This is a genomic window from Streptomyces sp. NPDC002853 (genome assembly GCF_053591915.1).
Window position 1 is genome coordinate 214,620 of sequence record NZ_JBSFUS010000014.1, and the last position, 26,358, is coordinate 240,977.

18 protein-coding genes are annotated in these 26,358 nt (G+C 70.5%); 17 read left to right on the forward strand and 1 reads right to left on the reverse strand.

The window, feature by feature from the left end; all coding sequences use genetic code 11:
- Position 1 precedes the first annotated feature (1 nt).
- The 16 genes from asnB to ACWD02_RS34800 are packed head-to-tail and all read left to right on the forward strand — an operon-like array spanning position 2 to position 20,599.
- Positions 2 to 1,930, forward strand: coding sequence for an asparagine synthase (glutamine-hydrolyzing) (gene asnB / locus ACWD02_RS34725; RefSeq protein WP_451218196.1), 1,929 nt, complete (start codon positions 2 to 4; stop codon positions 1,928 to 1,930).
- Positions 1,931 to 1,962: 32 nt separating this feature from the next.
- The gene (locus ACWD02_RS34730) at positions 1,963 to 4,152 is read left to right on the forward strand and encodes a bi-domain-containing oxidoreductase (RefSeq protein ID WP_451218199.1); all 2,190 of its coding nucleotides are present in this window, start codon (positions 1,963 to 1,965) and stop codon (positions 4,150 to 4,152) included.
- On the forward strand, positions 4,152 to 6,122 hold the full coding sequence (locus ACWD02_RS34735; protein ID WP_451218202.1) for an alginate lyase family protein: 1,971 nt from the start codon (positions 4,152 to 4,154) through the stop codon (positions 6,120 to 6,122). Before ACWD02_RS34730 ends, ACWD02_RS34735 begins: the two co-directional genes overlap by 1 nt.
- A gap of 6 nt (positions 6,123 to 6,128) precedes the next feature.
- Positions 6,129 to 7,667, forward strand: a complete 1,539-nt coding sequence (locus ACWD02_RS34740; RefSeq protein WP_451218205.1) for a right-handed parallel beta-helix repeat-containing protein — start codon at positions 6,129 to 6,131, stop codon at positions 7,665 to 7,667.
- A 1-nt stretch (position 7,668) separates the two neighbouring features.
- On the forward strand, positions 7,669 to 8,970 hold the full coding sequence (locus tag ACWD02_RS34745) for an O-antigen ligase domain-containing protein (RefSeq protein ID WP_451218208.1): 1,302 nt from the start codon (positions 7,669 to 7,671) through the stop codon (positions 8,968 to 8,970).
- Between the two features lie 2 nt (positions 8,971 to 8,972).
- Positions 8,973 to 10,244 (forward strand): glycosyltransferase family 4 protein, encoded by a 1,272-nt coding sequence (locus tag ACWD02_RS34750; RefSeq protein WP_451218495.1) that lies wholly within the window; start codon positions 8,973 to 8,975, stop codon positions 10,242 to 10,244.
- Positions 10,245 to 11,501, forward strand: coding sequence for a class I SAM-dependent methyltransferase (locus ACWD02_RS34755; RefSeq protein ID WP_451218211.1), 1,257 nt, complete (start codon positions 10,245 to 10,247; stop codon positions 11,499 to 11,501).
- Positions 11,498 to 12,292 carry a glucose-1-phosphate cytidylyltransferase gene (locus ACWD02_RS34760; RefSeq protein ID WP_451218214.1) on the forward strand — a complete coding sequence of 265 codons (795 nt, stop codon included), beginning with the start codon at positions 11,498 to 11,500 and terminating at the stop codon, positions 12,290 to 12,292. The genes ACWD02_RS34755 and ACWD02_RS34760 overlap by 4 nt, the downstream gene beginning before the upstream one ends.
- The gene (locus ACWD02_RS34765) at positions 12,289 to 12,951 is read left to right on the forward strand and encodes a PIG-L deacetylase family protein (RefSeq protein WP_451218217.1); all 663 of its coding nucleotides are present in this window, start codon (positions 12,289 to 12,291) and stop codon (positions 12,949 to 12,951) included. Before ACWD02_RS34760 ends, ACWD02_RS34765 begins: the two co-directional genes overlap by 4 nt.
- Positions 12,952 to 12,954: 3 nt before the next feature.
- Positions 12,955 to 13,980, forward strand: a complete 1,026-nt coding sequence (locus ACWD02_RS34770) for an NAD-dependent epimerase/dehydratase family protein (protein WP_451218220.1) — start codon at positions 12,955 to 12,957, stop codon at positions 13,978 to 13,980.
- Positions 13,977 to 15,254 (forward strand): DUF4910 domain-containing protein, encoded by a 1,278-nt coding sequence (locus ACWD02_RS34775; protein WP_451218223.1) that lies wholly within the window; start codon positions 13,977 to 13,979, stop codon positions 15,252 to 15,254. Before ACWD02_RS34770 ends, ACWD02_RS34775 begins: the two co-directional genes overlap by 4 nt.
- Positions 15,255 to 15,259: 5 nt before the next feature.
- Positions 15,260 to 16,543: a hypothetical protein gene (locus ACWD02_RS34780; RefSeq protein ID WP_451218226.1), complete on the forward strand. Its 1,284-nt coding sequence runs from the start codon at positions 15,260 to 15,262 to the stop codon at positions 16,541 to 16,543.
- Entirely contained in the window at positions 16,540 to 17,487 is a 948-nt protein-coding gene (locus ACWD02_RS34785; protein ID WP_451218229.1) for a glycosyltransferase family 2 protein, read from the forward strand. Before ACWD02_RS34780 ends, ACWD02_RS34785 begins: the two co-directional genes overlap by 4 nt.
- Positions 17,484 to 18,710, forward strand: a complete 1,227-nt coding sequence (locus ACWD02_RS34790) for a polysaccharide pyruvyl transferase family protein (RefSeq protein WP_451218232.1) — start codon at positions 17,484 to 17,486, stop codon at positions 18,708 to 18,710. The genes ACWD02_RS34785 and ACWD02_RS34790 overlap by 4 nt, the downstream gene beginning before the upstream one ends.
- Positions 18,707 to 19,258, forward strand: a complete 552-nt coding sequence (locus ACWD02_RS34795; RefSeq protein ID WP_451218234.1) for a dTDP-4-dehydrorhamnose 3,5-epimerase family protein — start codon at positions 18,707 to 18,709, stop codon at positions 19,256 to 19,258. The genes ACWD02_RS34790 and ACWD02_RS34795 overlap by 4 nt, the downstream gene beginning before the upstream one ends.
- Positions 19,259 to 19,264: 6 nt before the next feature.
- On the forward strand, positions 19,265 to 20,599 hold the full coding sequence (locus tag ACWD02_RS34800; RefSeq protein ID WP_451218237.1) for a glutamate-1-semialdehyde 2,1-aminomutase: 1,335 nt from the start codon (positions 19,265 to 19,267) through the stop codon (positions 20,597 to 20,599).
- Between the two features lie 27 nt (positions 20,600 to 20,626).
- On the opposite strand, the gene ACWD02_RS34805 is transcribed toward ACWD02_RS34800, so the two are convergent.
- Positions 20,627 to 21,328: a phosphatase PAP2 family protein gene (locus ACWD02_RS34805; RefSeq protein ID WP_451218239.1), complete on the reverse strand. Its 702-nt coding sequence runs from the start codon at positions 21,326 to 21,328 to the stop codon at positions 20,627 to 20,629.
- Between the two features lie 939 nt (positions 21,329 to 22,267).
- Between ACWD02_RS34805 and ACWD02_RS34810 the strand changes: the two genes are divergently transcribed.
- Positions 22,268 to 26,350: an amino acid adenylation domain-containing protein gene (locus ACWD02_RS34810; protein WP_451218242.1), complete on the forward strand. Its 4,083-nt coding sequence runs from the start codon at positions 22,268 to 22,270 to the stop codon at positions 26,348 to 26,350.
- The last annotated feature ends 8 nt before the right edge of the window (positions 26,351 to 26,358 follow it).

The following is a 26,358-nucleotide window of genomic DNA, read 5'->3' on the forward strand; positions in this document are numbered from 1 at the left end:
CATGTGTGGCATCGCAGGCACATACCGGTGGCCGGGCGGGAAGGTCGTGGCCGACCGGCTCACCGAAACCCTCGCCCACCGAGGTCCGGACGGGGCCGGCCGCTACAGCCACTCCGTCGGTGACGGCGAAGTGCACCTCGGGCACCGCCGGTTGGCCATCATCGACCTGTCCGAGACCGGCGCCCAGCCGATGGTCTCGGACGGCCTGTCCCTCACGTACAACGGCGAGCTGTACAACGCGCCCGAGCTGCGCGCCGAGCTGACGGCCGCCGGAGTGCGTTTCCGCGGCACCTCCGACACCGAGGTGCTGCTGGAGGCCTGGCGGCGCTGGGGCACCGACTGCCTGCCCCGCTTACGCGGCATGTTCGCGTTCGGGATCTTCGACGAGCGCACCGGTGACCTCGTACTCGCCCGTGACCAGCTCGGCATCAAGCCGCTGTTCCTGCTCCGGCGCGACGGAGGTCTGGTGTTCGCCTCCGAGCTCAAGGCGCTCGCCGCCGTGACCGGCGGATCGCTCGAAGTGGACCATGCGGCGCTGGTGGCATCCCTGCTGTACTACTGGGTGCCGGACTCGCGCTGCGCGTTCCGCGAGGCGGAGAAGCTGCCGCCGGGGAGCTGGCTGCGGGTCCGGCCCGACGGCCGGATCGACCGCGGCCGCTACTGGCACCTGAAGGACGTCGCCGCCGAGGGCCGCGAGCGCGCCCGCAGCGGGGAGCAGCCCGACCTGGCCGCCATCGTCGAGGAGTCGACCCGGCGCCACCTGCTCTCCGACGTACCCGTGGCGACCTTCCTCTCCGGCGGCCTCGACTCCAGCTACCTGACCGCGCTCGCCGCCCGCGACCGCCCCGGGATCTCCGCGTACACGATCGGGTTCCGCGCCGAGGACGCCAAGTTCGAGGCGATGCCCGACGACCTGCGCTATGCCCGGCAGGTGGCCGCGCAGTTCGGCGTCGACCTGCACGAGATCGAGATCGCCCCGAACGTGCTCGACCTGCTGCCGCAGATGACCTACCACCTGGACGAGCCCATCGGTGACCCCGCGGCGATCAACACCTTCCTGATCTGCTCGGCCGCCCGGGAGGCCGGGGTCAAGGTGATGCTCTCGGGGATGGGCGCCGACGAGCTGTTCGCCGGCTACCGCAAACACCTGGCCAACCTGCTCGCGCTGCGCTACCAGCGCGTCCCGCGGCCCCTGCGGCGCGGCCTGTCCGCTGCCGTGGACAGGATGCCGGTCGCCACGGCCCGTCGGGGTTATCGGTCGGTGCGCTTCGCGAAGCGGTTCCTGTCCTTCGCCGATCTGCCGGAGGAGACCGCCTTCCGGCGCAGCTACACCATGTACGACCAGGACGAGTTGCTCGCCCTGGTCGATCCGGACCTGGCCGGGACGGTCGAGGACGTGGTGAGCGAGCACGCGGACATCTACCAGGACAACGACCTGGACGACTTCGTCAACCGCATGTGCCTGGGCGACGCCCGGATGTTCCTGCCGGGCCTGAACCTCGCCTACACCGACCGCTCCAGCATGGCCGCCTCGACCGAGGTACGGGTGCCGTACGTGGACGTGGAGGTGGTCAAGGCGGCGTTCGCCGTGCCCGGTGATCGCAAGATCGTCGGCCGGCAGGGCAAGGCCGTCCTCAAGGAGGCGGCCACTTCCATCCTCCCCCGGGAGATCGTGTACCGGCCCAAGGGCCTGTTCAGCGCGCCGCTGCGCGCCTGGATGAGCCGGGATCTGGCCCCGCTGGTACGCGAGGTGGTGCACGACGGCGTGCTCGTCAACTCCGGTCTCCTGCGCCGCGACGCGCTGGCGCGGATGGTCGCCGAGGACGCCGCGGGTCAGCGGGACTTCTCCAAGCATCTGTGGCATGTGCTGACCCTCGAGTACTGGTATCGCGGCGCGACCTCTGGCTCCGGCCAGAGCCAAGCGGCCTGACGGCGTTGAACGCAGAAACAAGAGGAGCTCGGGTGAAACAGGTCGTTCAGAACTACAAGAGTGGCGAACTGGCGCTGCTCGACGTGCCGGTGCCGGGGTGCAAGCCCGGCGGCGTGCTGGTGCGGAGCGCCTACTCGCTGATCTCCACCGGGACCGAGCTCATGAAGGTGTCCGAGGCCGGCATGTCGATGGTGGGCAAGGCCCGCTCCCGGCCGGACCAGGTGGCCAAGGTCATGCAGAGCGTGGCCACCAACGGGGTGCCCGCCACCTACCGCAAGGTGATGGGCAAGCTGGACTCCTACACCCCCCTCGGCTACTCGCTGTGCGGAGTGGTCGAGCAGGTCGGCGCAGGCATCGACGACGTGAAGGTCGGTGACCTCGTCGCCTGCGCCGGCAACGAACACGCGCTGCACGCCGAACTGAACTGGGTGCCGAAGAACCTCTACGCCCCGGTGCCCGAAGGCCTGGCGCCGCGGCACGCGGCCTTCGGCACCGTCGGGTCCATCGCGATGCAGGGCGTCCGCCAGGGCGAGCCGCAGCTCGGCGAAGTGGCCCTGGTCATCGGCCTCGGTCTCATCGGACAGCTGGTGGTGCAGCTTCTTGCCGCATCGGGGGTCCGCGTCGTCGGCGTCGACCCCGATCCGGTGCGCTGCGAGCTCGCCGAGCGCGTGGGGGCCGCGGCCTGCGGCGATCCGTCCTCCGCTGCCGTGGAGACCGCCGTCGCCGAGCTGACCGGCGGGCACGGCGTGGACCAGGTGTACCTGGCAGCCGGCGGCGCCAGCAATCAGCCCGTCGAGCTGGCCGCCCGGCTCTGCCGGGACCGTGGCCGGGTCGTCGACATCGGCAAGTGCCGCCTCGACCTGCCGTGGAACGCCTACTACGAGAAGGAGCTCGACGTCCGCTTCTCGCGCTCCTACGGCCCCGGGCGCTACGACCCGGAGTACGAGCTGGAGGGGCGCGACTACCCGATCGGCTACGTGCGCTGGACCGAGCGCCGCAACCTGGCCTGTTTCCTGGATCTCGTCGCCCGCGGCCGCGTCGACGTGGAGCCCCTGATCTCCCACATAGCCGACTTCGAAGACGCCGTCGAGACGTATCAGAGTCTGAAGGACGGCGACCTGAAGGCCGTGGCCGTGCTGTTCCGCTACCCCGGCGACACGGAACCCACGACGGAAGCGGTGGCCCCGACGGTGGCCGTGCCCGCGGTGAAGCGGCCCGCAGGCCGTACGTCCACCCCGGGCCGCACCGCCACGACGCCGGTGCGCCTCGCATTCGTCGGCGCGGGCAACTACGCGACGTCGATGCTGCTGCCGCATCTGGCCCAGCGCGACGGCGTACGCCTTTCGACCGTCGTCACCACGACGGCGCTGTCCGGGGCCAACGCGCAGCGGAAGTTCGGCTTCACCCAGGCGACCACCGATCTCGACACGGTGCTCGGGGACAAGTCCATCGACGCGGTGTTCGTGGTCACCCGGCACAGCTCGCACGCCGAACTGACCCGCAAGGCACTGCTGGCCGGCAAGGCCGTGTTCGTGGAGAAGCCGCTGGCCCTGAGCGAGGACGAGCTGGCCGGCGTCCTCGCGGCGGTGGAGGAGTCCGGCAACGACCGGCTGCAGGTGGGCTTCAACCGGCGTTTCGCGCCGCTGCTGCAGGAGGCCAAGAAGCGGTTCGGCGCCCGGACCGGCCCGGCGAACCTCCGCTACCTGGTCAACGCGGGCCGCCTCGGACACGGCAGCTGGTACCTCCAGCAGGGCACCGAGGGCTCGCGGTTCATCGGCGAGGGCGGACACTTCATCGACACGACCAGCTGGCTGCTGGGGGCCGACCCGGAATCGGTGTACGCGGTCGCCTCGTCCGGCAACGACGACCTGCAGGTCGTGCTGCGCTATCCGGACGGATCCACCGCCACCATCAGCTATGTCACCACCGGCCCGGCCGGCTTCCCCAAGGAGACGCTGGACCTGGTCGCCGACGGGCGGGCGCTGCGGCTCGACGACTTCGTCCGTGCCTCGGTCTACGGACGCAAGCGGTGGGTGAGTTCGCGGCTGCCCAAGGCCCGGGACAAGGGGCAGGAAGCCCAGTTGGCGTCGTTCGTCAAGGCCGTGCGGTCCGGCGGGCCGATGCCGGTGCCGCTGGAGTCCCTCGTCGCCACCACGGCCGCCACCCTGGCCGTGCCGGCCGGCCTGGCCGGTGGCGCGCCGGTGATGTTGGCGAGGGCGTGATGACCACGAGCGCGGGCTGGTACCTGCGGCGGCTCTCCCGGATGGGGCCGCGGGAGGTCGGCGGCCGGGTGAGCGACACGGTGCGCAGGCGGCGGTGGCGTTCGGCGCGCCCCACCTGCCCGCGCGTGGCCGGCGCCCGGTTCACCGCGGTCCTGCCCACGGGGGCGATGGCCGCCGTGCCGCCGGACGCCGCGAAACGTCTGGTGGCCGAGGCGGACCGGCTGATGGCCGGGCACGTCGAGTTCTTCGGCGTGGTCCGCGACGACTTGGCCGACCCGGACTGGTGGTACGACCCGAAGACCGGGCGCCGGGCTCCGTGGGGCTATGCCTTCGACGTGCCGTACCGCAACGAGGAGGCGGTCGGCGACATCAAGCAGATCTGGGAACTGTCCCGGCATCAGTACCTCACCGTCCTCGCGGCCGCCTACGCGGTCACCGGGGACGAGCGGTACGCCGAGCGCGTGGCCGAGCACCTGCGGTCGTGGTGGGCGGCCAACCCGCCGCTGCGCGGCGTGCACTGGATCAGCGGCATCGAGCTGGGCATCCGGCTGCTCTCCTGGGTGTGGGTCCGCAGGCTGCTCGACGGGTGGCCGGGGGCGGCCGGTCTCTTCGAGGACAACCCGGTGGCGCTGAACCAGATCTGGCACCATCAGCGCTGGCTTGCCGCCTTCCCCAGTCGGGGGTCATCGGCGAACAACCACATCATCGCGGAGGCCGCCGGCCAGTTCGCCGCGGCCTGCGCGTTCGGCTGGTTCCCCTCCTCGGCGCGGTGGCGAGCCGATGCGCTGCGGTCGCTGGAACGCCATCTGCGCGCCAACACCTACCACTCCGGCCTCAACCGCGAGCTGGCCACCGAGTATCACGGTCTGGTCCTCGAACTGGGCCTGGCCGCGGCGGCCGAGGCGGACGCCGCCTGCGTGCCGCTCCCCGCGACCGTCCGCCTGGTGCTGCTGCGGATGACCGACGCGCTCGCGGCGATCGTGGACAACCGCCTGCGGCCGCCGCGCCAGGGTGATGCGGACGACGGGCACGGCCTGGTCGTGGACGGTGCGGGCACCGACCGCTGGGCCTCGCTGCTCGCCACCGGGGACGCCGTGTTCGGCCGGCTCCCCTGGTGGCCCGCGGTGAGCGGCAGCGATGTGCGCACCCCGCTGCTTGCCGCGCTGATCCGGCCGTACGCCAAGGAGGGAAGCTCGCCGGCCGTGTCCCGCCCTGCGAGCCGGCCCGGCCATTTCGCCGATGCGGGCATGACCATCCTGCGCGGTCCTGAGGAGATCTGGTGCCGCTGTGACGGTGGCCCGCACGGGTTCCTGTCGATCGCCGCGCACGCCCACGCGGACGCGCTGTCCGTGGAGGTCAGGCACGACGGGGTCGACGTACTCGCCGACCCGGGGACCTTCTGCTACCACGGGCAGCCCGAGTGGCGGCAGTACTTCCGCTCGACCCTGGGCCACAACACCCTGCAGGTGGACGGCGGTGACCAGTCCGTCTCCGGTGGCCCGTTCCTCTGGACCCGGCACGCCCGCACCCGCGTCCTGGCCACGGACGTCACGGACACCTCCGAGGAGGGGGTGACCCGCTGGAGTGCCGAGCACGACGGATACGGGCGTTCCATCCATCGCCGCCGGGTGGAGCTGACCGCCGCCGACCGGGAGCTGCGGGTGGTCGACGAAGTGCGCGGCCCGCGCCGGGCGGCCGTACGGCTGGCGTTCCACCTCGGTCCGGCGATCGCCGCGGACCTGGTGGGGAACTGGGCGGTGCTGACCTGGACCCGGGAGGGCGAGGACCGCTTCGCGGTGCTCGACCTGCCCGAGCAACTGTCATGGCGTGCGCATCACGGCGAGAGCGACCCGCCGCTTGGCTGGTACTCCGCCGGATTCGGGCGCAAGGAACCCGCCACGACACTGATCGGCACCGGCTTCGCCGACGGCACACAGGGGTTCACGACCGTGCTCAGGTTCCGGGGCTAGGGGGCGGTGGGGATGAAGTGGCGGAACTGGGCGTTACCGGTGGCGGCGCTGACCGTGCTGGTGACGGCCGGCTGCGAGAGCTCACCGGGCGGCCGGTCGGAGCAGAGCGCCGCGCCGGCCACGTCCGGGGCCGGTTCCGGTGCGGTGGCCCGGGTGTGCGACAAACCCGCGGCCGGGCCGACGAAGGCACCGGCGGGCGCGGTGACGGTCGACCCCAAGGTGCTCAACGACCTGGCCGCGAAGACCAAGAGCAGCCCCGCGGGCACCACGTTCTGGCTTCGGCCGGGCAAGCACCGGCTCGAACCGGACCGCCACGCCCAGGTCATCCCCAAGAAGGGGAACCGTTACCTCGGTGCGCCGGGCGCGGTGCTCGACGGCCGGAAGAAGAACCAGTACGCGTTCGGTGGCAACGCCCCTGACGTCACCCTGCGCCACCTGACCGTGCAGGGTTTCGTCGCGCCGCACGACCAGGGCGTGGTCAATCACGACTCGGCCGACGGATGGGTGATCGAGCACTCTCGGATTCAGTACAACTCCGGTGCCGGGCTGATGGCCGGAGCCCGCCAGGAGGTCCGCTCCAACTGCCTGCGCAAGAACGGCCAGTACGGCATGAACGCCTACAAGGGCACCGGCCCTCTGCGCGATCTGGTGGTGGAGGGCAACGAGATCGTGGGCAACAACACCGGCGACTGGGAGAAGCGGCGGGAGGGCTGCGGCTGCACCGGGGGCGTCAAGTTCTGGGCCGTCGACGGCGCCGACATCCGTGGCAACTGGGTGCACGACAACCGCGGAACCGGATTGTGGGCGGACACCAACAACAACGACTTCCGGATCGAGGACAACGTACTCGAGGCCAACGACGGTGCCGCGCTGATCTATGAGACCAGCTACAACGCGGTCATCCGGAAGAACACCATCCGGCGCAACAACTGGGTCGAGGGCCGCAGAGAGTCCTCCGGCGGCGACAAGTTCCCCTTCGCCACCCTCTACCTGTCCGAGTCCGGCGGCGAACCACGGGTCCCGGCCCGCACGGACAAGATCGAGGTCTACCGGAACCTGATGGAGGACAACTGGTCCGGCATCACCCTGTGGGAGAACGCCGACCGGTTCTGCAACAGCCCCGCCAACACCTCGTCCGGCGACTGCACGTTGCTGGAGAAGAACACCGACCGCTGCGCACAGCCGAAGATCGCCACCAAGCCTCTCTACACCGACTGCCGGTGGAAGACCCAGCGGGTGGACATCCACACCAACCGGTTCGTGCTGAACAAGTCCGTCGTCAAGTGCACGACGATGTGCGACCGCATGGCGGTCCTCGCCAACTACGGCACCTACCCGAAGTGGTCGCCGTACAAGGGCGACCGGGTGGCCGACGCGATCACCCACAAGCAGGGCAACCGCTGGCGCGACAACGAGTACATCGGGCCGTGGAAGTTCGTCGCCCACGACCCGAGCCAGGTGCTCGACTTCGGGCAGTGGCAGAACACGCCCTACGAGCAGGACGTGAGCAGCACCCTGCGTGTACGCGTACGGGACGGTGATTGAGATGAGCCAGGACCTGCGGCGTGACGGGCTGCCGGGCGAGACCGACACGGCGGGCGCGCGGCCCGGCATCGAACCGCACCCGACCACGCCCAAGCTCGTCGGGACCGTCTGGGGACTGCTGATCCTCAACACGCTCGGCTCCGCCGGGGCGGAGACCGTCATCCCGCTGCCCCGTTCCCTCATCCAGTTGGTCACCATGGGCGCGCTGGTCCTCGCGTTCGCGCTGGCGCTCGCGCTCAATCTGCGGTTGCGCATACACGCCAGCGCCTTCCTGCTGCTGCTCACCCTGCTGCTCGTGCCGAGCGTGATCTCCAGCCTGCAACTGGTCTCCGGGTTCGGCGCGCTGTTCCGCTGTACCCGCTTCGCTCTCTTCATCGGCACGCTGTGGCTGCTCAGCCGCTGGTGGGACGGCAGCGAGACGTTCGTCCGGCACCACATCCGCATCTATTTCGCGGTACTCGGGTCGGTCATCGCCGGCGCGGTCATCTCCCCGGGCGCGGCCATGCCCGACGTCTACGGCGGGCGGCTCGTCGGAGCGCTGTGGCCGCTCACGCCACCGCAGATCGGCCAGTACGCCGCGGTGATCATCGGGCTCACCGTGCTGCTCCTCCTGGGGCGCCGGACCGACCGGGTCAGCGCGGCGGTCGTCATCGTGCCCTCGCTCGCCCTGCTCGCCTTGACCCACACCCGGACGGCCACGCTCGGCATGCTCATCGGGCTTGCCCTGGCGATCGGTTCGCTCGTCCTGACCAGCGCCGCCGCCCGCCGGTTCTTCACCTGGGCGGTGGTCGTCACCACGGTGGCCGCGGTGGGGTTCGCTCCCCTGCTGCGGGCGTGGTTCCTGCGCGGGCAGAGCCAGGAGTACCTCACCAGCCTGACCGGGCGGGCCAAGGTCTGGGACGCCCTCCTCGCCGCGCCCCGGACGACGTCCGAGAAGTTGTTCGGCATGGGCCTTGGCGACAAGTCGTTCGGCGGACTGCCGATCGACAACAGCTGGCTGGCCGTGTACCACGAGCAGGGCTGGACGGGCGTCACCCTCGTGTCGGCGTTCCTCCTCATCTTCGGCGGCGTCGCGCTGCTGCGCCCGCCGTCGCTGGCGAGGGCCTGCGCGATCTTCCTGATCAGTTACTGCGCGATCGCGTCGTACACCGAGGCCGGTCTTGGTGACGCCTCGCCGTATCTGCTGCATCTGGCCCTGGCCGCCTCGCTCCTCGCGACCCCGGCGCCGGCCGCACCCGTCGTGAAGCCCGCAGTCCCCCGACGACGTATCCCGCGATGGGCCCAGGATCGGAGGCGACTGTGAGCATGCACGTCCTCGTGGTGCACAACCGCTACTCCTCGGCGCAGCCGAGCGGGGAGAACAACGTCGTCGACCAGGAGGCGGCGCTGCTGCGCGCGGCCGGCCACCGGGTCGAGATGTTCGAGCGGCGCAGCGACGACATCGGCGCCCGGTCCCTCCTCGGCAAAGCCGCGGTGCCGCTGACCGTGCCGTGGAACCCGGCGGTCCGCACGGAACTCGCCGCCCGGCTGCGCGCCTCACGCCCTGACGTGGTGCACGTGCACAACGTCTTCCCGCTCCTGTCGCCCGCGGTCATCGCCGCCTGCGCCGACGCCGACGTGCCCGTCGTGGCCACGCTGCACAACTACACCCAGATCTGCCCGCCCGGCACGCTGCAGCGGGACGGCCGCCCGTGCACCGAGTGCGTTGGAGGGACGCCGCTGCCCGCCGTCCGGCACGGCTGCTACCGCAACTCGCGGCTCGCCACCGTGCCGCTCGCGGCCAGCCTCGTCGTCAACCGGCGGCGCTGGTGGTCCGGTGTGGACCGGTTCTTCTGTATCTCCGCGGCGCAACGCGACGTCCTGGTGGCGGCCGGCATGCCGGCCGAGCGCCTCGCGGTGAAGCACAACTTCGTGCCGGACCCGGACGCCCGCCGATCGGGGGCCGGTGAGCACGTGCTCTATCTCGGCCGCCTCGCGGAAGCCAAGGGCGTGCGACTGCTCATGGCCGCGTGGGACGAGATCACCGAGGCCGGAGGTGTGGGCGTGCCACTCGTCATCGCCGGCACGGGGCCGCTTCAGGAGGAGGTGACCACCTGGGCGGCGGGCCGGGACGACGTGCGCTACGTCGGCCTGTACGACCCGGCCCAGTGCCGGCAGGCCATCGCGCGGTCGGTGGCCGTGGTGGCTCCCTCCACGTGGCTGGAGGCGTTCGGTCTGGTGGTCGTGGAGGCGATGGCGGCGGGGGTCCCGATGGTCGCCGCCGGTCACGGCGCTTTCGTCGAACTCGTCGAGGACGGGGTGACCGGGCTGCTTCACCGGCCCGGCGAGCCCGCCTCACTCGCGTCCTGTCTGCGGCGGATCACGGCCGATCCGGGGCGCAACCAGGAGATGGGCCGGGCGGGGCGAGACCGTTACGAGCAGGGTTTCAGCCCGGCCGTCGGTCTCGAACGCCTGGTGGAGGGGTACCGCACCGCGATCGCGGTGCGGTCCGGCGGCGGGCAGAGCCCGCCGCCCGCAGGGAATGGAAACACTGGCTCGCGGTGGGGCACCCGCGCGAGCAGAACTGGGGGGAAATAGATGACACGATGCCGACTCTGCGGCTCGGCGGCGCTGGGGAGCGTCGTCGATCTGGGGGCGACCCCGCCGTGCGAGAGTTTCCTCGCCGCGGATCAACTCGACCAGGCGGAGCCCGCGTACCCGCTGCACCTGCGGGTGTGCACCGACTGCTGGCTCGCGCAGATTCCTCCGCTGATCACGCCGGAGGACACGTTCAGCGAGTACGCGTACTTCTCGTCCTTCTCGACCTCCTGGGTGGAGCACGCGCGCACGTTCGTCGCCGACGCCGTACAGCGGGTGGGTCTCGGCGCCGAAGGCTCCGACGCCTTCGTGGTCGAGGTCGCGAGCAACGACGGGTACCTGCTGAAGCACGTGGTGGACCGGGGGATCCGCTGCCTGGGCATCGAACCGTCGGTGAACGTCGGCGCCGCCGCGCGGGATGCGGGTGTGCCCACACTCACGGAGTTCCTGAGCCCGGAGACCGGCGCGGCCGTCCGCGCCGAACACGGCCCGGCAAACCTGGTCGTGGCCAACAACGTGTACGCGCACATCCCCGACGTGGTCGGCTTCACCCAGGGCCTGCGTGCCCTGGTCGCCGACGACGGCTGGGTCTCCATCGAGGTGCAGCACCTGCTGACCCTGATCGAGGAGAACCAGTACGACACGATCTACCACGAGCACTTCCAGTACTACACGGTCGCGTCCGCGATCCGTGCGCTGGCCAGCGGCGGACTCGCCCTGGTGGACGTCGAGTTGCTGTCCACGCACGGCGGCTCCATCCGGCTGTGGGCCCGCCCCGCGGAAGTGGCCGGCGAGCCGTCCCAGCGGGTGGCCGAGGTACTCGACCGGGAGAAGGCCGCCGGACTGCAGGACCTCTCCGGGTACACGGAGTTCTCCGCCCGGGTGGCCAAGGTGCGCCGGGATCTCCTGAAGTTCCTCATCACGGCGGCCGAGGACGGCAAGACGGTCGTCGGCTACGGCGCCCCGGGCAAGGGCAACACCCTGCTCAACCACTGCGGCATCCGGCCCGACCTGCTCGCGTACACGGTCGACCGCAACCCCTACAAGCACGGCAGGTACACCCCGGGCACCCGTATCCCGATCCTGCCGCCCGAGCAGATCGCCGCCGACAAGCCCGACTACGTCCTCGTCCTTCCGTGGAACCTGCGGGCCGAACTGGTCGAGCAGCTGTCCTTCGTGCACGACTGGGGCGGCCGCCTTGTCTTTCCCATTCCGGAACTGAGCATGGTCGAGGGCGCCTCGGGGGGCACAGCATGAAGGTCGTACTGTTCTGCGGCGGTTATGGGATGCGCATGCGCAGCGGCGCCGACGACGACGTGCCCAAGCCGATGGCGATGGTCGGCCCACGGCCGCTGATCTGGCATGTCATGCGCTACTACGCGCACTTCGGGCACACCGAATTCATCCTGTGCCTGGGGTACGGCGCCCACCACATCAAGAACTTCTTCCTCAACTACGAGGAGACGACGTCCAACGACTTCGTGCTGCGGGGTGGACGCACCGAGCTGCTCTCCACCGACATCTCGGACTGGACGATCACGTTCGCGCAGACCGGCATCGAGTCCCCGATCGGGGAGCGCCTTCGCCGGGTGCGCCACCACCTGAACGGCGACGAGATGTTCCTCGCCAACTACGCCGACGTGCTCACCGACGCCCCGCTGCCTCAGATGATCGACCGGTTCGCGCAGCGTGACGCGGGCGCGTCGATGATGGTGGTGCCGCCGCAGTCCTCGTTCCACTGCGTGGAATTGGGCGCGGACGGCCTGGTGGGAGGCATCACCCCGGTGAGCGAACTGCCGATGTGGGAGAACGGCGGCTACTTCGTGCTCCGCCAGGAGGTCTTCGACCACATACCGGAGAACGGCGATCTGGTCGCCGACGGCTGCGCCCAACTGGCCAAGCAGGGACGGTTGGTGGCGCACCAGCACCGGGGCTTCTGGAAGCCGACCGACACCGTCAAGGAGCGGGCCGCGCTCGACGACGCCTACGCCCGGGGCGAGCGCCCGTGGGCCGTGTGGGAGCGGGACAGCGCCGGAGTGGGCGCGTGATCCGGCTGGGCTCCGGGGGCCTGGAGCGGATCGTCGCGGTGGGCGCGCACTGCGACGACATCGCCATCGGCGCGGGCGGCACGCTGCTCGCGCTGTGCCAGGCCCGGCCGGGCATCCGCGTCGACGCGCTGGTGCTCACCGGCGGCGGCAGCGAGCGGGAGCAGGAGGAACAGGCCGCGCTCGCCGCGTTCTGCCCGGGCGCCGATCTGCGCCTGACCGTGCTCAAGCTGGCGGACGGCCGGCTGCCCGCACAGTGGGACGAGGCCAAGGCCGCCGTCGAGGAACTACGTGAGCGGACCGAGCCGGAGCTCGTCCTCGCCCCGCGCACCGATGACGCGCACCAGGACCACCGCGGTCTGGCCAAGCTCATGACCACCGCGTTCCGCGACCACCTCGTGCTGGCCTACGAGATCGTCAAGTGGGACGGCGACCTCGGCCGTCGCACCGCCTACCAGCCGCTGTCACCGGAGATCGCCGAACAGAAGGTGCGGCTCCTTCAGGAGCACTACCCCTCACAGCGGCACCGCCCCTGGTACGACCGCGAGGCCTTCCTCGGTCTCGCACGGATCCGGGGCATCGAATGTCACGCGCGGTACGCCGAGGCGTTCGCCGTCACCAAACTCACGCTCGATCTCGGCACTTTCGACCAGGGGGAATGAACCTTGCGCGTACTGCTCACCGGACACCAGGGCTACTTGGGCACCGTGATGGCCCCGGTACTCACGGCCGCCGGACACGAAGTCGTCGGCCTTGACGCCGGTCTGTTCGCCGACTGTGTGCTCGGCCCGCCGCCCGCGGACCCGCAGGGCCACCGGGTGGACCTGCGCGACGTCACGGCCGACCACGTGGCCGGGGTGGACGCCGTGATCCACCTGGCCGCGCTCTCCAACGACCCGCTCGGATCCCTCGCGCCGCAGCTCACCTACGACATCAACCACCACGCGTCCGTGCACCTGGCGCGGCTGGCCCGCGAAGCCGGGGTGCGGCGCTTCCTGTACGCGTCGACCTGCTCGGTGTACGGCGCCGCGGGCGGCGGCGACCTGGTGGGCGAGGACGCCCCGCTGCGGCCGGTGACGCCGTACGCGGAGTCCAAGGTGCGGGTGGAGGACGACCTGCACGCGCTGGCCGACGGCGACTTCAGCCCGGTGTTCATGCGCAACGCCACCGCCTTCGGCTACTCCCCCAGGCTGCGCGCCGACATCGTGCTGAACAACCTGGTGGGTCACGCACTCCTGTCGGGCGAGGTGCTCGTGCTCTCCGACGGCACCCCGTGGCGCCCGCTGGTGCACGCCGCCGACATCGCGCGGGCCTTCACGGCCGCGCTGGCCCCGCCTCGAGAGGCGGTGCACGACCGGGCGTTCAACATCGGCAGCGAGGTCAACAACGTCACGGTCGCCGAGATCGCCGAGCAGGTCGCCGAGGCGGTGTCCGGCGCGAAGGTGCGCATCACCGGCGAGAACGGCGCCGACCCGCGCTCCTACCGGGTGGACTTCTCCCGGTTCCGTGCCGCGATTCCCGGCTTCGACTGCGAGTGGACGGTGAAGCAGGGGGCGCTCGAACTCGCCGACGCCTACCGGAAGTTCGGGCTGACCCGGGAGGACTTCGAGCGACGCTTCACCCGCCTGGCCGTGCTGAGCGCGGCCTCCGAGGCAGGCACCGTCGACGACACCCTGCGGTGGCGCCGATGACCGAGGCCGGTGAGGAGATGCACGCTCTGGTGGAGCGGTTGTACCCGCTCTGCCGGAGCATCACCGGCGACGGTGTGCGCGCCACCCTGGACATCGTCGGCGAGTACATCCCGCTGCAGGTGCACGAGGTGCCGACCGGGACGCAGGTGCTCGACTGGACGGTGCCACAGGAATGGAACATCCGGGACGCGTACGTCGCCGACAGCGCCGGAAACCGGGTCATCGACTTCGCCGCGTCCAGCCTGCACGTGCTCGGCTACAGCGTGCCGGTGCCCGCGACGACCATGCCGCTGACCGAACTGCGTGACCATCTGCATACCCTGCCGGACCACCCGAGCTGGGTGCCGTACCGCACCAGTTACTACAAGCCGGAGTGGGGTTTCTGCCTGGCCCAGGAGACCCTGGACGCGCTGCCGGACGGCGAGTACGAGGTGTGCGTGGACTCCACGCTCGCCGACGGGCATCTCACCTACGCCGAGCACGTGGTCCCCGGACAGGTGCCCGACGAGGTGATCGTCTCCTGCCATGTCTGCCATCCGTCGCTGGCCAACGACAACCTGGCCGGCATCGCGGTGGCGACGTTCCTGGCGCGGGCCCTCGCGGAGACCACGCCGTACTACACGTACCGCTTCATCTTCGCGCCCGGCACCGTGGGGGCCATCACCTGGCTGGCCCGCAACAAGGAACGCGTGGAGCAGGTCAAGCACGGCCTGGTGCTCGCCTGCGCCGGTGACTCGGGCCAACTGACGTACAAACAGAGCAGGCGCGGCGACGCGGAGATCGACCGGGTGCTGCGACACGTCCTGTCCGCCTCCGAACGCCCGCACCGTGTCACCGAGTTCACTCCCTACGGCTACGACGAGCGGCAGTACTGCTCCCCCGGGTTCAACCTCGGTGTGGGCTCGCTCAGCAGGACCCCGTACTCCGAGTACCCGGAGTACCACACCTCGGCGGACAACCCGGACTTCGTCTCCCCCGCGGCGATGGCGGACACGCTCGCCGTCTGCCGCGAGGCGTTCGCCGTGCTCGACCGCAACCGGACCTACCTCAACCTCAGCCCGTACGGAGAACCGCAGTTGGGCCGGCGCGGGCTGTACGACGCGCTCGGCGGGCGCAGTGACACCAAGCAGGCCCAGATGGCCATGCTCTGGGTGCTCAACCTCGCCGACGGCGAGCACAGTCTGCTCGACGTCGCCGAGCGCTCCGGGCTGCCGTTCGACGCCGTCGTCGTCGCGGCCGACTCCCTGCACGCCGCCGGACTGATCAAAGCGTGAGGCCGATGACCACCGGGGAGGAGAAGACGGCCCGGCCCACCGCCAAGCGGGCCATCCTCGGCCGGCTGTCCTGGGGCCTTGCCGACCAGGCGGCCTCCAGCCTGTCCAACTTCGCGGTGGGCGTCTATGTGGCCCGCTCGCTGGGACTGACCGCCTTCGGCGTGTTCAGCCTGGCCTGGGTGACCTACGGAGTGGTCCTCAGCGTCTCCCGCGGGCTTGCCACCGACCCGCTCGTGGTGCGCTTCAGCGGCGTGTCGGACGCGTCCTGGCGCGGGGCGGTGGCCCGTTCGTCGGGCACCGCGCTCGGCGTCGGTGTCGTCATCGGCGCGGTGTGCCTGGCGGTCGGCCTTGCTCTCGGCGGCGATGTGGGGCCCGCGTTCGCGGGCCTCGGCCTCATGCTGCCGGGGCTGCTGTTGCAGGACGCCTGGCGCTACTCGTTCTTCGCCGCCGGCAACGGCCGCAAGGCGTTCGTCAACGACGTCGTGTGGGGCATCGCGCTCATACCGGCCATGGTGGTGGCGGCCCGCGTGGGAACCGTGACCGCCTTCGTGCTCGCCTGGGGCGCGTCCGCCACGGTGGCCGCGGTGTACGGCGGTTTCCAGTCCGGCATCCGCCCCCGGCTCACCCAGGGACGCGAGTGGCTCCACGAGCACCGCGACCTCAGCTACCGATACCTGATCGAGAACGTCGGCGTCAGCGGCGCGAGCCAACTGCGGGCCTACGGGCTCGGCGTGATCGTCGCGGTCAGCGCGGTGGGGGTGATCCGGGGCGCCGAGCTCCTGCTCGGCCCGTTCCTGGCCGTACTGATGGGCCTGACCCTGGTCACCGTCGCGGAGGCGGCGCGGATGCTGCGGCAGGCTCCGCACCGGCTGGGCAGGTTCTGCCTCTACCTCGGCGTCGGACAGGCCGTCGGCGCGCTGCTCTGGGGCTCGGTGCTGCTCCTGATGCCCGACCGGCTCGGCGAACTGGTCCTCGGTGACGTCTGGAGCTCCGCTTCGGCGATCATCGTGCCGGTCACGCTCGGCGTCGCGGGCGCCGGCCTCGGCACCGGCGCGGCGGCCGGTCTCCGTGCGCTCGCCGCGGCCCGGCGCAGCCTGCGCTGCCAACTGTTCGCCTCGACCTTCTATGTCTGCGGCGGGCTCGGCGGTGCGCTCCTGGCCGGTACGGCCGGCTCGGCCTGGGGCGTTGCCGCCGCGGCCGCCTGCAGCTCCGCCGTGTGGTGGCAGCAACTGCGGACCGCTCTGCGCGAGCGCCGCGAGAACTCCATTTCCGAAGTGAGGACGAAATGACCGCCCATCCCCGGTTGAGCATCGGCCTGCCCGTCTACAACGGCGAGGAGTACCTCGCCGAATCGCTCGACGCCTTGCTCGGCCAGACCTACGAGGACTTCGAGCTGGTCATCACCGACAACGCCTCGACCGACAAGACCCAGGACATCTGCCGCCAGTACGCCGCGCGCGACTCGCGCATCCGCTACATCCGGCTGCTGCGCAACATCGGCGCCGCACCCAACCACAACTACGTCTTCACCCAGTGCCACGGCGAACTGTTCAAGTGGGCCTCGCACGACGACCTGTACGCACGGGACCTGCTGCGGCGCTGCGTGGAGGCGCTCGACGAACGCCCTGACGTGGTCCTCGCCCACGCCGACCAGGCGGTCATCGACGGCGACGGCAAGGTGACGGTTCCCTACGAGTACACGCTGGCCACCGACTCGCCGCGCGCGCCGGAGCGCTTCCGCAGCATGCTGTTCGAGCCGGGCGGCGACGACTTCTACGGCGTGCTGCGGGCCGACGTGCTGCGCCGGGTCAAGCCGCACGACAGCTACCACCACGCGGACCGCACCTTCGTCGCCGAGATCGCCCTGCACGGGCCCTTCCACCAGGTGCCGGAGCTGCTGTACTTCCGCCGCGACCACCCCACCCGCGCCGAGCGGGCCAACCCCTCCAAGCGATCCCGGTGCGTCAACCTGGACCCGCGGCGGGCAGGTGCGCTGCACCCGACGCCCCGACTGCTTGCCGAGTACGTCTGGGGCTTCGTCTCGGCGATCCAACGGGCGCCGTTGTCCGCGGCCGACCGGCGCGCCTGCTACGGACACCTGGCCGCATGGATGACCAGCCGGACCCGGCCCGGCACCGGCGAGCGGGTCGAGGACCGCGCCCCCGTCGACCCGGACCTGATCACCGTCTCCGTCGACGCCTTGGTCGCCGGCCGAGAAGGGCGGCAGGCATGACATCCGGAGGCGAAACTTCCGTACGTGTCGGGGTGTTCGGTCTGCTCGGCTCCGGCAACGTCGGCAACGACGGGTCGCTCGAGGCCGTGCTCGGGTACCTCCGCGCCGAGCACCCGAAGGCGGTCGTGGACGCGCTGTGCGGCGGACCCGAGGACGTGACGACCCGGTACCGGATCCCCGCGACGCGCATGAACTGGAACCGCGGGGAGTACCGGACCGCGTCCCGTGCGGGCGCGGTCGCGACCAAGGGGCTCGGCAAACTCGTCGACGTCGTCCGCACCGCCGCCTGGGTGCGCCGGCACGACGTGGTGATGGTGCCGGGCACGGGCGTCCTGGAGACCACCCTGCCGCTGCGGCCGTGGGGCTTCCCCTACTCGCTGTTCCTTCTCTGCGCGACCGGCCGGCTCTTCGGCACCCGGGTCGCGCTGGTCAGCGTCGGCGCCGGAAGGATCGGCAACCGGCCGACCCGGGCCCTGGTGCGCTGGTCGGCTCGGCTTGCCGCCTACCGGTCGTACCGGGACGACCAGTCCCGTGACGCGATGCGGGCGATGGGCGTGGACACCGCGCGCGACAAGGTCTACGAAGACCTCGTGTTCGCCCTGCCGACGCCGTCCGCGAGCGCCTCCCCGGGGGCCCCGGGCCCGGTCTGCGTCGGCGTCATGGACTTCCACGGCAGCAACGACGAGCGTGCCAGGGCCGTAGAAATCCACCGGCGCTACCTCGACGGAACGACCGCGTTCGTGCGCGCGCTGGTCGAGGACGGCAGGACCGTCAGGCTGGTCACCGGCGACGAGCTCGACCGGCCGGTGGCCGCCGCCATCCTCGACGCGGTGGATTCGCCGCTGGTCACCGAAGCCGAGACCTCCTCGCTCGACGACCTGATGAAGGAGATGACGGCTGCCGACACCGTAGTGGCGACCCGGTACCACAACCTGATCTGCGCGCTGAAGGTCGGCACACCGACCCTCGCCATCAGCTACTCGGCGAAGAGCGACGCGCTCATGACCCGGATGGGCCTCGGCGCTTACTGCCACCCGGCCCGCGAGATGGACGCCGACCGGCTGCTCGAACAGTTCCGGGCGCTGGAGCGGGAATCGGCCGAGGTACGGCGCGCCCTCACCGAGCAGAACCTGCTCGCCGCCCGGCGCCTGGAGGACCAGTTCACCGCCTTGTCCGCGGCCCTGTTCCCGACGCACGACCACACCCTGCGGAAGGCCACATGAAAGCGACCGACGTCCCGGAGATCCACGGCGCGTACCTGTTCGAGCCGACGCCGTACGCCGACGAACGCGGCTTCTTCTGCCGCACCTTCGACGCCGACGTGGTCCGCTCGGTGGGCCTCGACCCGGACGCCTTCATCCAGGACAGCGTCTCCCGCTCGCTCCTGGGCGTAGTGCGCGCCATGCATCTGCGTTCCGGCGCCGGCGAGGCCAAGCTGGTGCGGTGCTCGTACGGGAAGATCTTCGACGTCGTCGTGGACCTGCGGTCGGACTCTCCGACGTACCGCAACCGGGCCTTCTTCGAGCTGTCCGGCGAGACCCAGGCGACCCTCTACATCCCCGCGGGGTGCGCGCACGGTTTCCAGGCGCTGACCGAGACCGCCGACACCTCGTACCGGATCGACCGCCCGCACGATCCGGCCGAGGACGTCACGATCGCCTTCGACGACCCGGAGCTCGCCATTCCGTGGCCGCTGCCGCCCACGTTGATGTCGTCGAGGGACCGGGAGGCGCCGAGCCTCGCCGAGGTCCTGAAGCAGAAGGAAGGGTGAAGCCGGGTGAGTACCGAAAACGCGGAAGAGTTCGACCTGCCCCGGTCGCGTACGGCGAACGAGCGGCTGCACGCGCTGATTCCGGGCGGCGCGCACACCTACGCCAAGGGCGACGACCAGTACCCCGAGAACCTCGCCCCGGTCATCAGCCACGGCCACGGCGCCCATGTGTGGGACATCGACGGCAACCGCTACATCGAGTACGGCTCCGGGCTGCGGTCGGTCAGTCTCGGCCACGCCCACCCACGTGTCGTCGAGGCGGTGCGGCGCGAACTCGACCGGGGCAGCAACTTCGTCCGGCCCTCCATCGTGGAACTCGACGCCGCGGAACGCTTCCTGGCCACCGTGCCGACCGCCGAGATGGTGAAGTTCACGAAGAACGGATCCGACGCCACCACCGCCGCGGTGCGCCTGGCCCGCGCCGCCACCGGGCGCCCGCGGGTGGCCATCTGCGGCGACCATCCGTTCTTCTCCGTCGACGACTGGTTCATCGGGACCACGCCGATGTCCGCCGGCATTCCGGCGGCGACCACCGAGCTCACCGTGGCGTTCCCCTACGGGGACCTGGGGGCCACGGAGGAACTGCTCACCCGCCACCAGGACGAGGTCGCCTGCCTGATCCTCGAACCCGCCGGCCACACCGAGCCGCCGCCCGGGTACCTGGCGGGCCTTCGCGAGCTCGCCGACCGGCACGGCTGTGTGCTGATCTTCGACGAGATGATCACCGGCTTCCGCTGGTCCGAGGCGGGCGCCCAGGGGCTGTACGGCGTCGTCCCCGACCTCTCCACGTTCGGCAAGGCGCTGGGCAACGGATTCGCCGTCTCCGCCCTGGCCGGGCGCCGCGAGCTGATGGAGCGGGGCGGGCTGCGCCACTCCGACGAACGGGTGTTCCTGCTGTCCACCACGCACGGCGCGGAGACACCTGCGCTGGCCGCCGCGATGGCCGTGCAGACCACCTATGCCGAGGAGGCCATTACCGCCCGGCTGCACGACATCGGCGAGCGGCTGGCCGCCGGGGTCCGCGAGGCCGCGGCGGGCATGGGCGTCGGCGACCATGTCGTCGTCCGGGGCCGGGCCAGCAACCTGGTGTTCGCCACCCTTGACGAGCACCGGCAGCCCTCGCAGCCCTACCGCACCCTGTTCCTGCGCCGGCTCCTCGCGGGCGGGGTGCTCGCCCCGTCGTTCGTGGTGAGCAGCGCGCTCAGTGACGCCGACATCGATCGCACCGTCGAGGTGGTGGCCCAGGCATGTGCCGTCTACCGCAAGGCACTTGACTCCGGTGACCCCACGCCCTGGCTCGCGGGGCGACCGGTCAAGCCCGTGTTCCGTCGCTTGGCGTGAGGTGGCTCGCCACGGCTTGAGGTGACGTCAGCGGCGCTCTCGCCGCTCGGCGTCGGCCGTCCGGTCGGCCAGCGAGTCCGCCGACCGGTCGACCAGCCACGCCGTCGGCGGAATCACCGCCAGCGCGGTGCACCAGCCACCGAGGACGTCGGTCGCGTAGTGCGCGCTCAGCGCGACCTGCGCCCAGCCCATGGCGGCTCCGGCGACCACTGTCGCGGCGAGCATCAGCAGGGCGCCCGCCGTCCTGCCCAGGCCGAGCCTGCCGGTCGCGAGGAGCGCCACCACCAGGGCGAGCGCGGTGATGAAGGCGGTGTGCCCACTCGGGTAGGACAGGTTGTCCTCGCCGTGGATGCTGCGCCCCACCAGAGGTTTGATCAGTGTCGTCGTCACGACGGTCAGGCCGACGCCGCACACGACCAGGACCGCCCCCCGAGGCAGCCGTAACACCAGGCATCCCGCCACGGCGGCGATGATCACCATTGCCGCGCCGATGGGCTCCGCCAGGAAATCGACGGCCAGAGCGACGTAGCGCCACGGCGCCCGCACGCTGTCCGCCGTCGGCTCGACGAACCATCTGTCCACCTTGCCGGGCTCGCTGTGCCCCGCGTATGCAACCCCGAGCGCGACGACCGCCGACGCGGCGAGAAACGCGATGAGCCCGAGCCACACGCGCAGCGAGGGAGGCAGTAGCGCGGGAGGCCGCAGCGCGGGCGTCGGCCGGCCCGTCACACGCGCCTGCCGGTACAGAGTTCCGCTCTTTTGCCCAGGCGATCCAACGCGAGCCCCTCTGTCGTCCCCGACTCTCCCCCAGCGACCTTGACCGCACCGCGGATCAGCCTCTGCTTTGTCACCCTAACCAACAACCCGGCCGCGGCACACCGGCATTGGCCGTTCCTGGAGGTGAGGTGTGCAATACCTGGTTCGGGCTGAATCGATACCTGGTTTACCCCCGATCAGTACGCGGTTCGGGGGTGGGAGCACACGCCCCGCGCGCCGGGTCAACCCTCACTATCGGCCAACTGGACGGCGGTTGCCGGAATCCGGCATCTGTAAAGCGGACGGCTGGTTTCGCCAGCACGCGCGTCCGTGAGTCCCCGGCGAGCGGCGAACCGGATGCCGATCGACCTTTCGGGACTCGTGCTGACCGGCCAACTCCCGCGCTCTGTAACAAAGTTAATGTTTTACAAGGGGTGTTCTCAGTCATTAGTGTGTGCGCTCAGTAAGAGATGACCGACCAGGATCAGAAATGCAGGTTCGGACCTTTTGGCCCGTACCGCTTGATCCCAGACCGGCCGGTCAAAACGGGGAGAGTGTAAAGGTATGTTCGAGAAACTTCCTGAGGTGACTCAGCTCATAGTCCAACGCTGCTGAGGCCTTCTGAGCGCTGACAAGGATCCGCGCGCTCTCGCGATCCTTTTCCCTCCGGCATGCACCGCGTGCGCGCCGGAGCGCTTTTCCGGGTGGGACGAAACACGCGCACCGAGTCGCTCTTCGTCGCGCCTTCTTTTGTTTCCAGCCTCAACCGGGCTGCTTTCACACGACGGTCAATGGCCGGCGGTCGATCCCGGCTGCCACTTCGGCATGACGCTTTCCGACCAGGCTTACGCGCATCGCGGTGAAGCCTTTCCAATGACGCACCCCCATAGGTAACGGATTCCAGGTCAGCAAATGATGACGAACCCCACGGGGCCCAAAGAATTGTCCCTGCCGGACATGCTGCGCGCGGCCATGGTCGCCCAGCCCGACAAGACCGCCGTCTCCTGCGGCGCGGAGAGACTGACTTTTCGGCAACTCGTCGAGCAGAGCGGGCACTTGGCGGAACGCCTGCGGCATCTCGGTGCGGCGGCGGACGAACCGGTCGGCATCTACATGCGGCCATCCGTCGACCTCATGGTGAGCGTCTGGGGCGTCCTTCGCTCGGGCGCGGCCTATCTGCCGCTGTCGCCCGAGTACCCGGACGATCGCGTGCGCTACATGGTCACGGACTCACGGACCAAGGTCATCCTGACGGATGAAAGCCTGGTCTCCCGGCTGGCCGCCATGACACCGCCGGGCACGAAGATCGTCACCCTCGCCCAGGCAACATCCCACCGGGCGACGCTGACAGAGACCGGGTCACCGGCCACCGCGCCTGTGCGGGACGACGACCTCGCGTACGTCATCTACACCTCAGGGAGCACGGGCAACCCGAAGGGCATCGGGATCGAGCACCACAGCATCGCCCACCAGATGCGCTGGCTGGCCGACGAGCAGGGCCTTGACCCCACCAGGACGGTGCTGCAGAAGACACCGCTGAGCTTCGACGCCGCCCAGTGGGAGATCCTCGCGCCCGCCTGCGGCGCAGGCGTGGTGATGAGCGAACCGGGGGTGTACGCCGACCCCGGAGGGCTCGTCGACCTGATCCTGGCGAACGGGGTGACCACCCTCCAGGGAGTCCCGACCCTGTTGCAGGCACTCGCCGACACCGGCCGCCTGTCGCTGTGCACCTCGCTCACCCAGGTGTTCAGCGGCGGTGAGGCGCTCACCAAGAACCTGGCCACCGAGTTGCTCGACGCGCTGCCCGACTGCGCACTGGTCAACCTGTACGGCCCGAGCGAGTGCACCATCAACGCGTCGTCCCACCGCGTGGACCGACAGGCCGTCCAGCACGGCCCGGACCACGTCTCCATCGGCCGGCCGGTGCGCGGCATGACCTTCCACATCCTCGACCCGGCCCGCCGGCCGGTGCGCGCCGGCGAGTCCGGTGAACTGTACATAGCAGGACGGCAGTTGGCCCGCGGATACCTGAACAACGCGGAACTGACCGCCGAACGCTTCGTCACCGGCTCGTTCACCGACCCGTCCACCGGCGATTCCCGCTCCACCCGCCTCTACCGCACCGGTGACCTGGCCCGGTGGAACGACGACGGCACCGTACAGTTCCTCGGCCGCACCGACAGCCAGGTGAAGCTGCGCGGCTTCCGGGTCGAGCTGGACGAGATCAAGGTGTCCGTCGAGAAGCACGACTGGGTCAAGTCCGCCGTCGTACTGGTCCGTGACGACGCGCGGACCGGCGCCAACCTCGTGGCTTTCGTCGAGCTCGACCCCGACCGGGCCGCGCTGATGGACCAGGGGAACCACGGCGCCCACCACCAGTCCAAACAGAGCAGGCTCCAACTCAAGGCACAACTGGGCAACCTGGGTACCCGTCAGGACGAGGGTCTGCCCGCCGTCGAGCTTCCCGGACGGACACCGACGGCCCGACAGCGGCGCACGGTGTTCGCCCGCAAGACCTACCGGTTCTACGAGGGCGGCCCCGTCACTCGCGACGACATCCTGGCCCTGCTCGCCCGCCCGGCGGACCGGCCGGCATCGCCGCGCGACCCGGGCTCCCTCACCCTGCCCGAACTCGGCTCCCTGCTGCGCCACTTCGGCCAGTTCCCCAGCACCGAGCGGCTGCTACCCAAGTACGGCTACGCCTCACCCGGCTCCCTGTACGCCACCCAGCTGTACCTGGACCTGTCCGGCATCGCCGGTCTGGAGGCGGGCCACTACTACTACCACCCGGTGGACCACCGCCTCACGCTGATCGCTCCCGCTCCCGGGGGCAGGCCCAGGCTGCGGATCCACTTCGTCGGGCGCCGGTCGGCGATCGAGCCGGTCTACCAGAACAACATCCAGGAAGTCCTGCGCCTCGAATCAGGTCACATGGTGGGCCTCTTCGACCACGTGCTCCCCCAGTACGGGCTCCGCGTGAACGCGCGCGCGGACGAGCCTGGGCTCAAGGGTGTCCTGCGCTGCCCGGACGAGGACCTCTACCTGGGTACGTACGAGGTCGAGACGGCCGCCGCCCCTGCCGTGCCCGACCCGGTCGAGCTGTATGTGCAGGCTCATCCCGGGCGCATCGCCGATCTGGCCGCGGGCCAGTACCGGTATGACGGCAAGGACCTGGTGCGGGTGTCCGACGGTCTGATCCGCAAGCAGGACGTCATCGCCATCAACCAGGAGGTCTACGCACGGTCGAGCTTCGGGATCAGCGTGATCGGCAGCGCGCCCGCACCGTGGCAGCGCTACGCCGACCTCGGCCGGGAGCTGCAGCGCCTGCAGATGAACGACCTCGGGCTGGGCCTGATGTCCTCCGGCTACAGCTCGCAGACCGGCAACCCCCTCGCGTCGGCCCGGCGCATCGCGGACCTCCTGGCCGCTGGACCGGATGCGGCCCGTCCGGACAGGGCCTCCTACTTCGCCGTCGGCGGCCGGATCAGTGCCGAACAACGACTGAGCGAGGGCATGAAGGAGGACGCCGTCCACATGCGCGGACCCGCCGAGATCATCAAGGACAACCTCGCCGAATCACTGCCGGCGTACATGGTGCCCAACCGGGTCGCCGTCCTTGACTCCTTCCCGCTCACCCCCAACGGCAAGATCGACCACCAGGCGCTGCGGGAGCAGGACAAGGCCGCCGTCGACGACGCCGACGCGCCGGTCGTCCCGCCGCGCACGCCCACCGAGGAGGCGATCGCCGCGCTGTGGTGCGCGGTGCTGCGCCAGGAGAGGGTCTCGATCCGGGACAACTTCTTCGCCGTCGGGGGCCATTCGCTGACCGCGGTCAATCTGGTCGGCCGGATCAACCGAGGGTTGGGCAGCTCCCTGCCGCTGCAGGTGCTGTTCGACGCGCCGACGATCGCGGGTCTGGCCCGGCTGGTCGACCGCACCCCGGCCACCACACTCTCGCGCCTGGTGCGGCTGCGCGGCGCGGACGGCGGACGGCCGGTCTTCTGCTGGCCCGGTCTCGGCGGCTACCCGATGAGCCTGCGGCTGCTGGCCGGCCGGCTGGGACTCGACCGGCCCTTCCTCGGCGTCCAGGCGCACGGCATCAATCCGGGCGAGAGCGCGTATCCGACGTTCGAGGAGATGGTCGCCAAGGACATCGAGCTGATCCGGCAGGCGCAGCCGACCGGCCCCTACACCCTGTGGGGCTACTCCTTCGGCGCGCGGGTGGCCTTCGCGGTGGCCCGGCAGCTGGAGCAGGCCGGGGAGCGGGTCGACGAGGTGATCCTCCTCGCGCCCGGCAAGCCACCCGTGGAAGCCCGTGCGGGGGCACCCGCCGAGCCGACGGTGGGGTTCACCGACCCCGTCTTCGTCTCGATCCTCTACTCCGTGTTCGCCGCGAACCTCGAACCGGCGGCCGTCGCCCACTGCCTGGCCTCGACGCACGACGAGGAATCCTTCATCGCCTGTGTCTGCGACCGGTTCGAGCATCTGGAGCGCGAACTGGTGCGCCGGATCGTCGACGTGGTGCGCACGACGTTCCTGTTCGAGTACGCCCCCCATGACGTGGCCGGGCACCGGGTCTCGGCACCGGTCACGGTCCTGCGGGCCGCGGGCGATCAGGACTCCTTCATCGAACGCGACCCCGCGGCGGCGAGCACGCCGCCCAGGGTCAGTCGGCTGCGGGCCGACCACTACGCACTGCTGCGGGCCGGCGGGGTGGACGAACTCGTCGCCGCCGTTCAATCCGCGCGACTCACCAGGAAGGTCATCCAAGTGCCCCACGTCAACATCAAGCATTTCCCCAACAACCTCGAGGAGGCCCAGATATCGGCCCTGGTGGAGGCGATCACCAGCGCGGTCAGGACCGCTTTCGAAGTCGACGAGGGAGTCGTCTCCATCGCCCTCGAACCCGTGGCCCAGGACGTGTGGAACGAGCGGGTCTACATCCCGGAGATCGTCGAAGACCCCGGCCATCTCGTCAAGAGTCCGAACTACTGAGGCGGGGG